This window comes from Tautonia rosea (assembly GCF_012958305.1).
In the GTDB taxonomy this organism is placed as follows: Bacteria; Planctomycetota; Planctomycetia; order Isosphaerales; family Isosphaeraceae; genus Tautonia; species Tautonia rosea.
Genome location: NZ_JABBYO010000003.1, coordinates 539,439 through 553,682 on the forward strand (window position 1 = coordinate 539,439; position 14,244 = coordinate 553,682).

Below are 14,244 nucleotides of genomic sequence, written 5' to 3' on the forward strand. Positions count from 1 at the left end.
CCTGAAGTACGATGTCGATGGCCAATCGAAAATGCCCCTAGGCTGCCGCGCGACTGGGACGACTCATCATGCTTCAGCGATTAGCGGTTGCCGTCTGTTTGTTCGTGCCGGCCTCTGTGCCGGCCGAGGAACCGATTGACTTCGATCGGACCATTCGTCCGATCTTCGAGGCTCAATGCCTTGGCTGCCATGGAGCAGAGGACCGCAAGGGGGGGCTCTTACTGACTTCCCGTCGCGAGGCACTCTTGCCGACGGACTCCGGGGAACCGGCCCTTGTTCCGGGTGATCCAGACGGCAGCGAGTTGCTACATCGGGTCGAGTCCAATGACGAACTGGATCGAATGCCGCCTTCGGGGGATCGCCTGACACCAACCCAGATCGAAGCGATTCGAGCCTGGATTGCTCAGGGAGCCGACTGGCCCGGGGCCGACGAGACCGAGACAACCCACTGGGCCTACGTTCCCCCGGTTCGCCCATCCTTGCCCGAGGTGGGCGATGAACGCTGGAGCGGGAATCCGATCGATCGGTTCATTCGAGCCCGGCTCGATGATCAAGGGCTCGAACCGTCTCCCGAGGCCGATCGGGCGACCTTGATCCGCCGGCTCTCGCTCGATCTGATCGGTCTGCCGCCGACTCCTGAGGAGGTGGACGCCTTCCTCGGCGACGATCGGCCCGACGCCTACAATCGACTCGTTGATCGGTTGATTGCGTCCCCTCGATACGGTGAGCGGTGGGCGACTCCCTGGCTCGATCTGGCCCGCTTCGCCGACTCGAACGGCTTCCAGCGCGACGGGTTCCGGGATGTTTGGCCGTATCGCGACTGGGTCGTCCGTGCCTTGAATGCCGACATGCCGTTCGATCAGTTCACGATCGAACAGATTGCCGGAGATCTGCTCCCCGACGCTTCGATTGACCAGCACATCGCCACCGGCTTCAACCGGGGGAATCCGGTCAACGTCGAGGCGGGGGTTGATCAGGAAGCGAACCGAGTAAACGGCGTGGTCGATCGGGTCAACGCGGTCTCAACAGTCTGGCTTGGCTCAACCATCGCATGCGCTCAATGTCACAATCATAAATATGATCCGATTACCCAGCGCGAATACTATCAACTCTTTGCGTATTTCAACAATACGCCGATCGAGACAATCTTTCGAACTGAGGGCAATACGTCGGAACTCGATTTTACGGGTCCGTCGATGGAGATTCCGTCACCTCCCGAAATGATTGTCCGACGCAAGGAACTGACCGATCTTCGGGATGGCCTGACCGAACGCATCGACACCCTCTCCAATCGCGTGTGGGAGGATCGACTCGAATGGGAGGAGCAACTGCGAAACGATCCAGATCATCGTTCGGAGCTCCCGAAGGCCGTCGAGGAGGTGCTGAGGATCGCTGACGAAGATCGGACCAAAGCGCAGCATCAGACGATCAAGGATCACCTCCTCGCCGATCATCCCGAGGTTGCGTCGGCCCGCCTGCAAATGGCCGAGCTGGACGAACAGATCGAAGCCCTCGCGCCGGCCCGGTCGCTGGTCATGATTGAGCTGGATGAGCCCCGACCGACGTTTGTAATGAAGCGGGGGAACTTTCTTGATCCCGGTGCTCAGGTTCAGCCGGGCGTGCCCGAGGTGTTTCATCCTCTGCCCCCGGATGCGCCGAAGAATCGACTTGGGCTCGCTCAGTGGCTCGTGGATCCGAATAATCCGCTGATCAGCCGAGTTGCGGTCAACCGGGCCTGGCTCGCCTTTTTCGGCCGAGCCCTGGTTTCGACTCCTGAAGACTTCGGGACGCAGGGGGCCAGGCCCTCGCACCCGGAGTTGCTCGACTGGCTGGCGGTTGAGTTCGTGGAATCAGGCTGGTCGACCAAGCATTTGCATCGCCTGATTGTAACGTCACGTACGTATCAGCAATCGTCGGCAATCTCAGCCGAATTGCTCGAACTCGACCCGGAAAACGCGTTGTATGCTCGAGGATCGCGATTCCGACTCGATGCGGAAATGATCCGAGACAATGCCCTGCATGCTGCCGGATTACTCACCGAATCGATGGGAGGTCCGCCGGTCTTCCCCCCTCAGCCGGAAAACATCTGGCGCGTGACTGGACTGGTCGATAACACCTATCGAACCAGTGAAGGACCCGATCGCCATCGTCGGGGGCTCTACACCATTTTGAGACGAAGCGCTCCGTATCCAAGCTTTGTCGCGTTCGATTCTTCTGATCGTTCCCAATGTCTCGTCCAACGATCACGGACGAATACACCGCTTCAGGCGTTGACCTTACTGAATGATCCAGCTTACGTCGAGATCGCCCAAGCCCTGGCCCGACGCGTCATGACAGAGTATCCCGAGGACGGTTTCGACGACCGCCTGACCCGTGCCTTTCGGCTCTGCCTGGCCCGCAAGCCGACCTCCTCGGAGCTCGAATCCCTCGCCAACGTTTGGCACGGCTTGCACGATCGCTACGCCGACGACCCGCGGGCAACTTCGGCCCTGCTGGGGAACGACGCTGATCCAACGATCGATCCGGTGGATTGGGCCGCCTGGCTCGGCGTGGCGAATGTCTTGCTGAATCTCGACGAGACGATCACGAGAGAATGACCATTTCCGAGCGTGCCGGTCGATCCTCTTTGCACCTGGAACCGTTTCGATGAACCCGATCGATCATCTCCGCATTGGAGTGACCCGTCGCGAACTCTTTCGAAGATCGGGGATGGGTCTGGGAACGATCGCGCTGATGTCGTTGCTCGATCGAGAGCGTGACGCGACGGCTGCCGATGGGCGAGCCCCCCGGCCGACACACCACGCCCCTCGGGCCCGAAACGTCATCTTCCTGCACATGGTCGGTGCCCCCTCGCATCTGGATTTGTTCGAATATAAGCCTGAACTGGTCGCTCACGACGGTCAACTCTGTCCGGAATCTTTGCTCGAAGGCCAACGTTTTGCATTTCTCCGGGGGCATCCCAAGCTCCTGGGAACGCGGTTCCGGTTCGCGCGGCACGGTGAGTCGGGCCTGGAACTGTCCGAATTGTTGCCTCACCTTGCGGGAATGGCCGATGATCTGGCCGTGATCAAGACCCTCAAGACTGAGGAGTTCAATCACGGCCCCGCGCAATTGTTCTTGCAAACCGGATTTGGTCAGCTAGGCCGCCCCAGCCTTGGCTCTTGGGTCAGCTATGGCCTGGGGAGCGAGGCCGACGACCTCCCCAGTTTCGTCGTCATGCTAACCGGCAAGCTGGCCGGCGGAGGGAGTAACCTCTGGGGCAGCGGTTTCTTGCCGACGGTGCATCAAGGGGTCGAGTTCCGCGATGGCGGCGATCCAGTCCTGTTCCTTTCGAACCCTCCTGGAATGGAGGCGACCGCTCGTCGGACAATCCTCGACGGCATCCGTACACTGAACACGGAACGGCTTCTCACGGTTGGCGACCCTGAGATCTCGACGCGGATCGCCCAGTACGAGATGGCGTTCCGGATGCAATCGTCGGTGCCAGAACTCGTCGATCTGGCCTCCGAGCCTCCTCATATCCATCGGCTATACGGAACGAAGCCGGGGCAAGCAAGCTTTGCAAACCACTGCTTGCTCGCCCGACGGCTCGTCGAACGAGGGGTTCGGTTTGTGCAACTGTTCAACGCCGACTGGGATCATCACGGGAACATCTTCAACGGCTTGCCCCGGAAGGCAAGAGAAATTGACCAACCCTGCGCAGCCTTGATTCAGGACCTCAAGCAACGCGGCCTGCTCGATGACACCCTCGTCATTTTCACGGGCGAATTTGGCCGTACTCCCATGCTCCAGGGGGACCGCGGAACCGCTGGCCGCGATCATCATAAGGAGGCGTTTTGCGCCTGGATGGCCGGCGGAGGGGTGCGGGGAGGCACCACCTATGGCCGGACCGACGATCTCGGTTATCATGCCGTCGAAGACCCGATGCATGTCAACGACTTCCACGCCACGATCCTCCACCTGCTTGGCCTCGACCATACCCGAGTCACCTACACCTCGCAGGGACGCAACTTCCGCCTGACCGATGTGGGGGGGACCGTGGCCACCAAACTTCTCGTCTGACCCGCACTCCTGAATTGAAGATGGAACACAACGTGCAACAGTTGATCGTCACGCTCCGAATATCAATCGTTTTTGGTCTTTTGATCGCACTGGCGAGCCCGATCGAGGCGAGCGAAGGAATTGTACCGGCTCGGATCAATCCCGATGGCATAGCCGGTGCTCTGGTGATCGTCGGAGGTGGTCGCATTCCTCAGGACGTGACGGACACCTTTCGATCCCTTGCCGGAGCTGATGCCCGGCTTGTGGTCATTCCGACAGCCAGCGCCTCGGCCGACGAGGAACCCGACGACGAGTGGATCGACCTCTGGAGGCAGCGCGGATTCGACTACGTCACCGTCCTTCACACCCGAGACCGGGACCGGGCGAATGATCCCGAATTCGTCGCACCGATCAAGGAGGCCACGGCGGTCTGGTTTGGAGGTGGCGATCAGTCTCGCATCGCGAGCGCTTATCTCGGCACCGCTGTCGAGGAGGAGGTCTTCGGCGTCCTGGAACGCGGGGGCGTCGTCGGAGGAACCTCGGCTGGAGCGGCGATCATGACTCAAGTGATGATTACCGGAGGCAATCCGAACGCGACGGTCGGCGAAGGGTTCAACCTGCTTCCCGATGCGGTTGTCGATCAACATTTTCTCGCTCGGAATCGCAAGCCTCGACTGCAAGGGGTTCTTAACGAACATCCAGAGACGTTCGGCGTTGGCATCGACGAGAGCACCGCCCTGGTTGTGGTTGGACGCCGGTTGGAGGTCGTCGGTCAATCGAGCGTGACCATTCTGGTGCCCGCCTCGAATGCTCGTCACGAGCGCGAAATCACCTTGAAATCCGGCGACGTTGCCGACCTGACCGCCTTGCGACGTTCTGTCCGGGATCGGGCCAATGGTGACTTTCCGCCGGAGGTCATGAATCCGCCCAAGATCGACGCAGGGGCTCTCGTGATCGTCGGAGGCGGAGGCTTACCGGGGGAAGTCCTGGATCGGTTCGTCAGCCTGGCGGGGGGGCCTGAGGCTCGCATTGTGGTGGTTCCGACCGCTTCTGAAGGCCGAATTTCTCCGATTCCTCACTTTGTGTCTGGTGTGAAGATGTTCGAGGAACGGGGCGTGCGATCGGTCGGAGTGCTTTATGGCCGTCATCCCGAGGAAATCGAAACCCCCGAACAACTCGCCATGCTTCGCGAGGCCACGGGGATCTGGTTCGGGGGAGGGCGGCAATGGCGTTTCGTTGACTGCTACGAAGGTACCTCCATTGTCCCCTTGTTCCACGATGTATTGCGCCGGGGCGGGGTTATCGGCGGTAGCTCAGCCGGGGCGACCATCCAGGGAGATTACCTTGTCCGCGGGAATCCGCTCGGGAACTGGGACATGATGGCCGAGGGCTACGAGCGTGGATTTGCCTTTCTCCCCGGGGTGGCGATTGACCAGCACTATTCCCAGCGAAACCGGTTTGACGATCTCGCGGCAGTCGTGAATCGGTTTCCCCAGGTTCTCGGACTTGGGATTGACGAAGGTACGGCACTGATCGTCGAGGGGAGTACCGGGGAGGTCCTCGGTCGAGGGGCAGTCCATGTCCTTTCTCAGAATCATTCAGGAAACGAGAGTCCTCCCATCACCGAAACCCTCGAAGCCGGGAGCCGGTTCAATCTGGTCGATCGCATTCGAGTCGAGCCAGCCATCGCAGCCGAAGGACAATGACGCCCGCCAGAAGAAGGGCCGATCCCGAGTCCGACCTCCTCAGCCGAGTCATCCGCAATCGGCCCGAGACCCTCGCTCGGAGCGCGCTGACCTCCTGGGCGATCACGGGTGTTCTGGTCGCAGAGTACGCCAGGACCGGTTCCTGGGGACGATTCTGGCCGCTCATGATCCTTCCGATCGGGCTCACGATGATCGCCTCGATCGCACTCCTTCATCGCGATCCGGAACGGGCAGGCATGGATGCCTTCCGATCGGGAGTCGTGGCGATGATTCCTTCTGCCCTGGTGGTTGGCTGGATGGCAGTCCGACGGTTCGAGAACCCCATGGCCGGCCACATCGCGACGGCGTCCATGGCCGGAGCATCGGTTGGCTCTGTGGTTGGAGCGCTTTGCGGGCCGGTCGCGGGATGGGCCGTCAGGGCGATGACCTGCACCGTTCGGGAATGGATTCGCCGTAGCCCGTAACCATCACGGTTGTCACCTCACAACTGAGCATTAGATCTTCTTGCGCCTGGGGTTGATGCAATCTGCTGGACCTTGGTCGTGAGGTGCTTCCTGGCCGATTGATCGTGTCTTCGCACACCCTGGCCAGAGTGCGCTGAAACCGATATGATTCGGACTGGCCGAGAATCGGCCGACGCGTGATCGAAATCGCGGTCGAGGTCCGGTTCCCATCGATGTTTGTGCACACGATCAGGAGGCGACGATGACGACCCGACTTGGGCCAGTGGCGTACTCCTTGGTGATCCTTTGGACCCTCGCAACGCAGGGAGTGGCCCAGGAGGTCAGCGCTGCGCTCCGCGATCGGGTCGCGCAGCTCGTCGAGCGGTTGGGAGAGGAGGGGACCGAGACGCGCGACTCTGCCGAAGAGGCGTTGACGAAGCTCGGCGATCGAATTTTACCCTTGTTGCCCGATCCCGCCGAGGTTGAGGATGTGGACCTTCGGGATCGCATCACGCGCATTCGTTCGGCCCTTGAGGAGTCGAGTACCGAGAATGTCTCTGAGGCCACCCGGATCACGATCCAGGGAGAGGGGATTCGTCTGTCCGAGGCACTTCGGGAGTTGCAGCGTCAGTCAGGAAACCGCATCTCTGACCTCAGGGAACTGTATGGTCAGGATGCCACGAACCCTGCGCTCGACCTTCAGATCGAGGATCTTCCGTTCCTGGAAGCCTTCGATCGAATTGCAGAGAAAGCCGGGCTTGACCCGATTTTCTACACCGGAGACGGAACGATCGGCCTGCTCACGCGAGGAGCGATGGAGTATGGGCCGGGAGAGGCAACAGGATCGGCCCCGACCATTTACACTGGGCCGTTTCGGGTCTCGTTGAATCAAGTCGCCGCTCAGCACGATCTGACGACGGGAACCCGATCCACCAATGCCCAGGTGATGGTGGTGTGGGAGCCTCGATTGCGGCCCATGCTGATGAATCTTGATGTGTCGAATGTTGAGATCGTGGATGATCGCGGTCAGGTCGTTCAGCCAAGTGTTTCTGAGGAAGCCGGGACGGTGGTTCTCCGCCCCGAGAATCCCACGGCGGAATTGAACCTGAACATGACCTCGCCCGATCGCCAAGCTCAGCAACTTGATCGCCTGAAGGTCCGCGCCACCTTAACCGTTCCTTCGGGGAACGAGGTCTTTCGGCTCGACCTGGGAGCCCCGAACGCTTCTCAGGAGCAAGGAGAAGTCACCGTGTCCGTCGGGCGGGTTGAGGTCGACGGATTTGTCTGGAAGGTCGATGTTCGCGTGAATTACGAGGGGCAATCCGAGGCCTTCGAGACCTATCAACAGGGGCTCTTCAATAATCGGATCTGGCTTCAGCGGCCGGATGGTTCCCGATTCGACCAGAACGGCGGGTTCAATCAGATTGGCGCATCAAACAATTCAATGGCGTTTCAGTACCTCTTTGTGGATGCTCCGGGCGAACCTTCGAATTACCAACTCGTTTATGAGACCCCGGGGGCGGTGACGGAAATTCCCTTGGAATTCGAGTTCACCGACATTCCACTACCCTGAGCTGTCACGTTGGGAAGGAGCGATCCTCGATCCATGCTGCGAATGGCGTTAGTCATCGAGGATCGCCGCCGACGATCCTTCCTTGAACTGCGTCCGGTCGAGTCCGTACTTGGCGAGCTTCTGGGTCACGCAACGCCGGGAAAGCCCGCTGTGGCGGGCACACCGAGCGACGTTTCCCTTGTACAGGGACAGCAGTTCGGCAAAGTAATCGCGCTCGACGCGAGAGATGATCGTCTCTGTCAATTCGGGCAAAGGGCGGTCGAGATCGAGGAGCGTCTCGGCCGACTGCCGCAGGGTCGAGGACTGCCGCTCGGCTCGGGGGACGATGGACGGCGCAAGATTTGAACGATGGATCAGAGTCCCGTCTGCCAGGGCCACGGCCGCCCTGATCGCGTTTTCCAGCTCTCGGATATTACCGGGCCAGTCGTAGCTGTATAGCGCGTGCATCGCTTCGGGGTCGATCTCGGTGACTGGAGGAGTACTCCGCGCGGCCAGCTTGTTCAGGAAGTGCATCGCCAGCAGCGGGATATCCTCTCGCCGATCGCGGAGCGGCGGAAGGTCGATCGGGACGACCCGGAGTCGGTAGTAGAGATCGGAGCGAAACACCCCTTGACGGACCAGTTCGTCAAGCCGTTTGTTGCTCGCGGCGACGATTCGGACATCGACCTTCAATGTCTCGGTTCCACCCACACGTTCGAAGTTGCCGGTTTGGAGCACTCGAAGCAGTTTGGCTTGCATGGCGGGGCTGACGTCCCCGATCTCGTCGAGGAAAAGCGTGCCACCGTCCGCGGCTTCAAAGCGTCCGATCCGCCGCCGATCGGCGCCGGTGAAGGCACCTCGCTCGTGTCCAAAAAGCTCGCTTTCAAGGAGTGAATCGCTCAAGGCCGCACAGTTGACGGGAACCCATCGCTGATTCCTCCGACCACTGGCGGCGTGAATGGCCTGGGCGACAAGCTCCTTGCCCGTGCCGGTTTCGCCGTGGATTAAGACCGTCGATCCAAGGGGGCCGACCTGCTCAATCAGGTCGAACACCTGGCGCATCCGGTCATTCTTTGAAACCATGTTCAGGAAGCTGTAATCTTCGCGCATCTGCTGACGGAGATGTTCCAGCTCGTCCCGGAGTTGTCGGCGTTCCAGGGTCCGGTTGACCAGGAGACGGAGCCGATCGGGTTCGAAGGGCTTGGTCACGAAGTCATCAGCGCCAGCCTTCATGGCTGTCAGGGCGACCTGAGGGTCGCCGTAGGCGGTGACCACGATCACCCCGAACGGCAATCGCTCGGAGCGGACGCGAGACAGAAGGTCCATCCCTCCGGTCTCGGGCATGTAGAGGTCGGTAATCAACAGGTGGATCGGACGCGATCGGGCGATCTCGAGCGCCTCCGCAGCTCCCGGAACGGCCTCAACCTCGTGGCCGTCCATCGTCAGCAAGAGACTGAGATACTCTCGTGTGGATTCCTCGTCATCAACGACCAGGATACGGCTTTTCATGCGGGGCACTCCTTGCCGGGTGGACCAAGAGGAATTCAGCCATTCCCGAGTCCGAAGGGCTGGATGAGCAGCGAGCAGAGCGAGTCGTCCGCGACAGGGCTAGCTTTGTCTTGCCAGGGAACTCAGGAAGCCTTCGAGGCTCGAAGGTCAAACAGAGGACACGCCAACAACTCCTGGCGCAAGAGGGCTGAGCAGTCATCTCCCTCCTTTGATCAATCATTGAGGCAAGGGAAACGGTGATCCTGGTCCTCAGCTTGGCGGAGATCGCGAAGCAAGACCCGGAACTCCGATCGACCGCGATGCCGAACACGGAGAATCAGATCACGATCGGTCGGGGCAATGGCGACCGATTCTCGGAATTCGGCCAGCGATCGGACCCGGCGGTCCAGCACGTCCGTCACGACCATTCCCGGCTCTAAACCTCCCAGATCCGCTGGGCCCCCGGGAGTAATTCCCACAATGATCACTCCTGAGACATCCTCATCCAGTCCGAACCGCTGGGTCAACGCTGGCGAAGTCTCTCCCAGACGAAGGCCAAGGCTGGGAAACCGGGTCGGATCACGAGCGGTGGCCGGTTCTGGGAGTCGAATGCTTGGTGTCGGATCGTCAGAGATGGCCGGCTCTGAGTCGGCTGGTCGAGGGGTCACAACCATCGGACCAGCGCCCAGATTAAGGGAATCTCGAATCGGTTTCGGCTGAATGTTCAGGGACTCTCGTCTTCCGTCGCGGACGATTTCAAGAGTCATGGGATGATCGTCTGAGGCGAACTCGACCCTCGAGATGAGGTCCGAAAGGGTCGTGATGGGACGTCCATCAACCAGGACGATCTGGTCTCCAGGGACCAAGCCCGCCTGGCTCGCGGGTCCGTCAACAACCACGGAATCGACCCGGACCGCGCCCTGGAATCCGAGCAGCGCGGCCTCTTCAGGATCGACTCTGGAGACTTGCACTCCAATCATCATGCGATGAACCTGGCCCCGATCGTTCAAGTCCCGAGCGATTCGCTTGGCCCGATGGCTTGGAACCGCAAATCCGATTCGATGATGCCGATCTGACACTTCGGGAACGAACAGGGTGATCCCCACCAGACGACCATTGCGATCGACGAGAGCCCCGCCTGCGCTTCCGGGAGCGATGAGCGCATCGGTCTGAATCAAGTCACGGTAGGCGGTCGATGCGAAGGATCGTTGGAGGCCGCTGACAATCCCGAGACTGACTGTGCCCGAGAGTCCCCAGGGGTTACCGATGCTCATGACCAGGTCCCCAGGTTCCAGGCTCTCCGAGCTTCCCCAATCGAGGGGAAGGAGATCGAGACCCTCGGGATCAATCACCAGCAACGCGAGGTCGCTGGCCGGGTCTTGCCTCAGGTCGAGGACCGGACGTGAGCGTCCATCAGGCAAGGTGATTTGAAGGTTCTGACCGAGCCGATTCCTCACGTCGTCCACGACCGAATTGGCCGTCAGGATCAGACCACGATCCGCGTCGATCACCACTCCGGAACCACCAGAAACGGTGGGAAAGGAGCCTTCCGAAGCGATTGGGCTTACGGGATCGGATCCTCCGACGGTCACAACGGCTTGCAAGGCCCGCCGGGCCGAGGTTTGAACCTCGGACGCCAGGGAGGTCAGGTCCGAAACCTCCTGTCCCGCAACCATGGGAGGCAAGAGCAGAACGGCCAGACCGACGATGACAGCATGGGCGGCCACTGGGCCGCCCCTCCGGTCGCGTCGGGCGTCGTCGGCTCGTCGCATCGGTGGGAATCCTTCCGACTCAGGGTCGATCATCCTGGTCGATAGCGACAAGGCCCGGGCCTCGGGCAATGTCGAGACAGCTCAAGATGAGAACCGGCAGAGGCTTCTCCTCCTGGTTGAAGCTCTCACTATAGCGGAGCCTCCTTGCTGATCCAAGACTTTGCCTGAACGATCGGAGGGACCGTGTCGGAGGAACCGTCTCCAGCGACGTCACCGTTCAGATATGAAGTCTCAGCGAGGCTCTGTGGGGCCCGGGGCAGGGGATTCGGGAGGAACGCCCGAGGTCAGCGGCTCTTCAGGGTCTTCGATGACCATGACCTTGGGCACCACGTAAGGCAAAACCTCCGTGCGCCGTCCGCCTTCGAGCGTCACCTCGACGGGCATTGGGTTCCTCGGGTCAATGGCAAAGGTCTGGACTTGCTCCTCGGCCCCACCTTCGTGCGTGATGATTTCCAGGGTGGCCGCAGTGATGGGCTCATCGGGGTCGCTGACGATTTCCACGACCTGGAAACGGTAGGGGCCGTCAAATCCTCGGGGACAGACATAGATTTCCTCGGCGTCTGAACCTCGACCGTTCTTGATCAAGGCGCCGCCGAAGACCGTTCGAGGGGTCGAGAGACGCGCCGTGGCCCCCAGGGGTTCATCGACGACCAGATCAAGATCACCAAAACCGTCCCAGGTAAGCCGGGCGTAGAGGTCGCGTGGTTCAGCGGCTTCAAGCCGGTCGATGAGTGTTTCGGCCTCAGAAGAGCGGCCTGCCTCACGAAGCCGCTTGGCCAGGGCAAGGGTCCGCAATCGGCATTCGTTGCGCCAGGCCTCATCAACCCCAGGCCAGCCCAGTTCCATCAGGCCCTCGACCGCCCAGGCCATCCGATCGGAGTCGAGTTGACGCTCAGCCAGGTCGAGCGACTTGATCATCGGCTCGGCGCGACCGGGCAACCGTTCGGCAGCGTGATCAAGCAAGTCTGCGACCCGAATCGTCCGGCTGCGACCTTCACCGAGCGGCACCTCGATCTCGAACACGTCTCGGGCGGCCATCAGGTCAACAATCGTCAGCAAACTGTCCGGGGTTCCCTCCTCTCCGGGTCGATCCGCCACCATCGCGGCATAGCCTAGCGCCTGCTGCACGAAGGCTGCATCGGCCTGGTTGTAATCGAAGATGACCGCGAGCATCTGATACATCCAGGCTTCCTTGGGCACATCAGGACGATCGAGATATCCCCGCAAGGCGGCTTCGACCTCCGCCATCTGCCCTTTGCCCTTCAGACGGACGACCGTCTCCAGCAGATCTCTTGCCGAGGTTTCCCGGTTCTTGAAGTGGGCCGACCAGGTCGCAAGTTCCTGGTCTGTTGGTCTTCGACGGATCAGCGGGGCCTCATTTTCGGCCGCCTTTTCCGACCGCGACGAGACTTTCGGACCCTCGGCACCCGATCGTCGTCCCGGAGAAGTCGTTTCCTGGACCATCGAAATACGACGAACAAGGCCGAGTCCGCCCCGGTCGTGATGACCCGGGGCGGCTCGGCCAAGTTGCTCATCCTGAAGATGGGCAGTCTGGAACGGGTCAGAGAACTCCGTCCCAGACTCCAATGGGATCAATTGCTTTTTTTTTCCTGGGGAGCGACAGCGTCATCGGCCGGCTCGGGAGCGACAGGGATGGACATCATTCCACCACCCATCATGCCGCCCATACCGCCACCCATGCCGCCCATGCCCATACCACCCATGCCGCCCATACCCATGCCGCCCATGCCGCCACCCATGCCCATACCACCCATGCCGCCCATACCCATGCCCATGCCACCACCGCCACCACCCATCATCAGGGAGAGGGGGATGATCGCCAGGTCGGCCACCGGGTAAACGCGGATGAGGGTACCACGACGCTCGGAGCCCTTGGCGGTAATCTCCAGAAGGTCGTCATAGACGGTGTAGGAGAGGTCAAGCTGATCCAGCATCAACCGCAGGGTCGTCTTGAGCGGAATGCCGTCCAGGTTGATCTTGATCGGGGACTGGAGGCTTTGCTCAGCTTCCTGAAGCCCGATCTCGTCAACGTAAATCGGGATACCGTTGATGAGCTTCTCGTCGGCAGTGGCCTGGCGGATGTACTCCAGAGCGTCAGCCAACGGGGTGTCGGTGTCGAACGGCATCGAGATCGGTTGTTCGAGGCGGCGCTGAATTTCCAGGGTGAGTTCCGACCGCTCGGCCAGGTCAGCCACCTCGTACCGAGCGATCCGCTTTTCCGAGATCTCTCGGAAAACGTCGGCCGGGGGGTACTCGATGGTGATCAGGTCGGGGAAAGGGACCGAGGCCCGGTCGACGTCGAGCATGGTCGCCATGTAGCGGAATTCCTTCAATTCCTCGTACGCACGGGTCTGTGAAAGGAATCCGAGCGAGGTCGAAACGAACATGCCCGCCCTTGGTGCCGTTTCTCGGGGCAAGAGAGCGTTCGCTGACTGGGCCAGCAGACGGGCGTCGAAGAACGGTTGTGAGTTCTCGACGATATTTCCGGTTCCCCGATTGTCAAGGACGGCGAAGACGCCCTCGTTCATCAAGGTATTAAACTGGATCATCAGTTCCCGGACGGTCGCCTGAGTGCGCAGCAGGGCAGAGACGGCATCGAGTTCGCGCTGAGCGGCCGATTCGAGGCGGATCAGTTCCGCTTGCCGTTGAGCGAGTTCTTCAGAACGTCGGATCGTCTGAAGAAGCTCGATCCGAAGCTCACGCTGCAACTGGTCGATGACCGAATCAGGAACCTGATCGGCCGTTTCCAGAGCGGTCAGGGCCAGACGGAGCGTGGTTTCCGCGGCATCCGGCTGATTCTGGCGGAGCAGGGCTCGGGCTCGGTTGATCCGACCTCGAATGTCGGCATTAAGCTGATCGACGAGAACTTGCTGAAGTTCCCGGGCTCGTTCAATACTCGCCTGGGATTCTGGTGCGGCGAGCGAAGCGTCTTCGTCCTGGAGGCGAAGCGCAACGAGCCGGACACCTTCGTTCGCCTGGGTATTGGACGGATCCAATTCCAGGGCCTTACGGAAGAAGCGGTCGGCCTGGTCGAGCTGACCCTGGGCTTCGGCCTGGTGACCCAGATCGATCAGTTGACGGGAGAGGCCCTCGGGCGAGGTTCCACCCAGAGCCATTGAACCAGTCAGCAGGCAGCCGAGCAGGGTCGCGGGCCCGGCCCCTTTCCACGATCGCGCGGTTCGGGACATGAGTCTTAAATTCTCCGGTGCTTGAGATGCCGG

At 60.9% G+C, this 14,244-nt stretch carries 9 protein-coding genes; 5 read left to right on the forward strand and 4 right to left on the reverse strand.

Annotated elements, in window-relative coordinates; genetic code table 11:
* Positions 1-68 precede the first annotated feature (68 nt).
* The 5 genes from HG800_RS07565 (at position 69) to HG800_RS07585 (ending at position 7,763) form a co-directional block, all read left to right on the forward strand.
* Positions 69-2,597: a PSD1 and planctomycete cytochrome C domain-containing protein gene (locus HG800_RS07565; protein ID WP_169975386.1), complete on the forward strand. Its 2,529-nt coding sequence runs from the start codon at positions 69-71 to the stop codon at positions 2,595-2,597.
* Positions 2,598-2,646: 49 nt separating this feature from the next.
* Positions 2,647-4,062 carry a DUF1501 domain-containing protein gene (locus HG800_RS07570; protein ID WP_169975388.1) on the forward strand — a complete coding sequence of 472 codons (1,416 nt, stop codon included), beginning with the start codon at positions 2,647-2,649 and terminating at the stop codon, positions 4,060-4,062.
* Between the two features lie 32 nt (positions 4,063-4,094).
* Entirely contained in the window at positions 4,095-5,747 is a 1,653-nt protein-coding gene (locus tag HG800_RS07575; protein ID WP_169975391.1) for a cyanophycinase, read from the forward strand.
* A complete protein-coding gene (locus tag HG800_RS07580) occupies positions 5,744-6,211 on the forward strand; it encodes a hypothetical protein (RefSeq protein WP_169975393.1) in 468 nt (155 codons plus the stop codon). Before HG800_RS07575 ends, HG800_RS07580 begins: the two co-directional genes overlap by 4 nt.
* 241 nt (positions 6,212-6,452) lie before the next feature.
* Positions 6,453-7,763 (forward strand): hypothetical protein, encoded by a 1,311-nt coding sequence (locus HG800_RS07585; protein WP_169975395.1) that lies wholly within the window; start codon positions 6,453-6,455, stop codon positions 7,761-7,763.
* Positions 7,764-7,811: 48 nt separating this feature from the next.
* Here HG800_RS07585 and HG800_RS07590 read toward each other — a convergent pair whose 3' ends face one another.
* From HG800_RS07590 to HG800_RS07605, 4 genes are all read right to left on the reverse strand, one after another.
* A complete protein-coding gene (locus HG800_RS07590; protein WP_169975397.1) occupies positions 7,812-9,251 on the reverse strand; it encodes a sigma-54-dependent transcriptional regulator in 1,440 nt (479 codons plus the stop codon).
* A 212-nt stretch (positions 9,252-9,463) separates the two neighbouring features.
* Positions 9,464-11,002 carry a trypsin-like peptidase domain-containing protein gene (locus HG800_RS07595; RefSeq protein ID WP_169975399.1) on the reverse strand — a complete coding sequence of 513 codons (1,539 nt, stop codon included), beginning with the start codon at positions 11,000-11,002 and terminating at the stop codon, positions 9,464-9,466.
* A gap of 231 nt (positions 11,003-11,233) precedes the next feature.
* A complete protein-coding gene (locus HG800_RS07600) occupies positions 11,234-12,598 on the reverse strand; it encodes a hypothetical protein (RefSeq protein WP_169975401.1) in 1,365 nt (454 codons plus the stop codon).
* Entirely contained in the window at positions 12,595-14,211 is a 1,617-nt protein-coding gene (locus tag HG800_RS07605; protein WP_169975403.1) for a tetratricopeptide repeat protein, read from the reverse strand. Before HG800_RS07605 ends, HG800_RS07600 begins: the two co-directional genes overlap by 4 nt.
* Positions 14,212-14,244: the final 33 nt, after the last annotated feature.

What these genes read in the sequence shown, in the direction of transcription:
- HG800_RS07565 (WP_169975386.1), top strand. Translation starts at nt 69, where the DNA reads ATGCTTCAGCGATTAGCGGTTGCCGTCTGTTTGTTCGTGCCGGCCTCT.
- HG800_RS07570 (WP_169975388.1), top strand. Translation starts at nt 2,647, where the DNA reads ATGAACCCGATCGATCATCTCCGCATTGGAGTGACCCGTCGCGAACTC.
- HG800_RS07580 (WP_169975393.1), top strand. Translation starts at nt 5,744, where the DNA reads ATGACGCCCGCCAGAAGAAGGGCCGATCCCGAGTCCGACCTCCTCAGC.
- HG800_RS07585 (WP_169975395.1), top strand. Translation starts at nt 6,453, where the DNA reads ATGACGACCCGACTTGGGCCAGTGGCGTACTCCTTGGTGATCCTTTGG.
- HG800_RS07590 (WP_169975397.1), bottom strand. Translation starts at nt 9,251, where the DNA reads ATGAAAAGCCGTATCCTGGTCGTTGATGACGAGGAATCCACACGAGAG.
- HG800_RS07595 (WP_169975399.1), bottom strand. Translation starts at nt 11,002, where the DNA reads ATGCGACGAGCCGACGACGCCCGACGCGACCGGAGGGGCGGCCCAGTG.
- HG800_RS07605 (WP_169975403.1), bottom strand. Translation starts at nt 14,211, where the DNA reads ATGTCCCGAACCGCGCGATCGTGGAAAGGGGCCGGGCCCGCGACCCTG.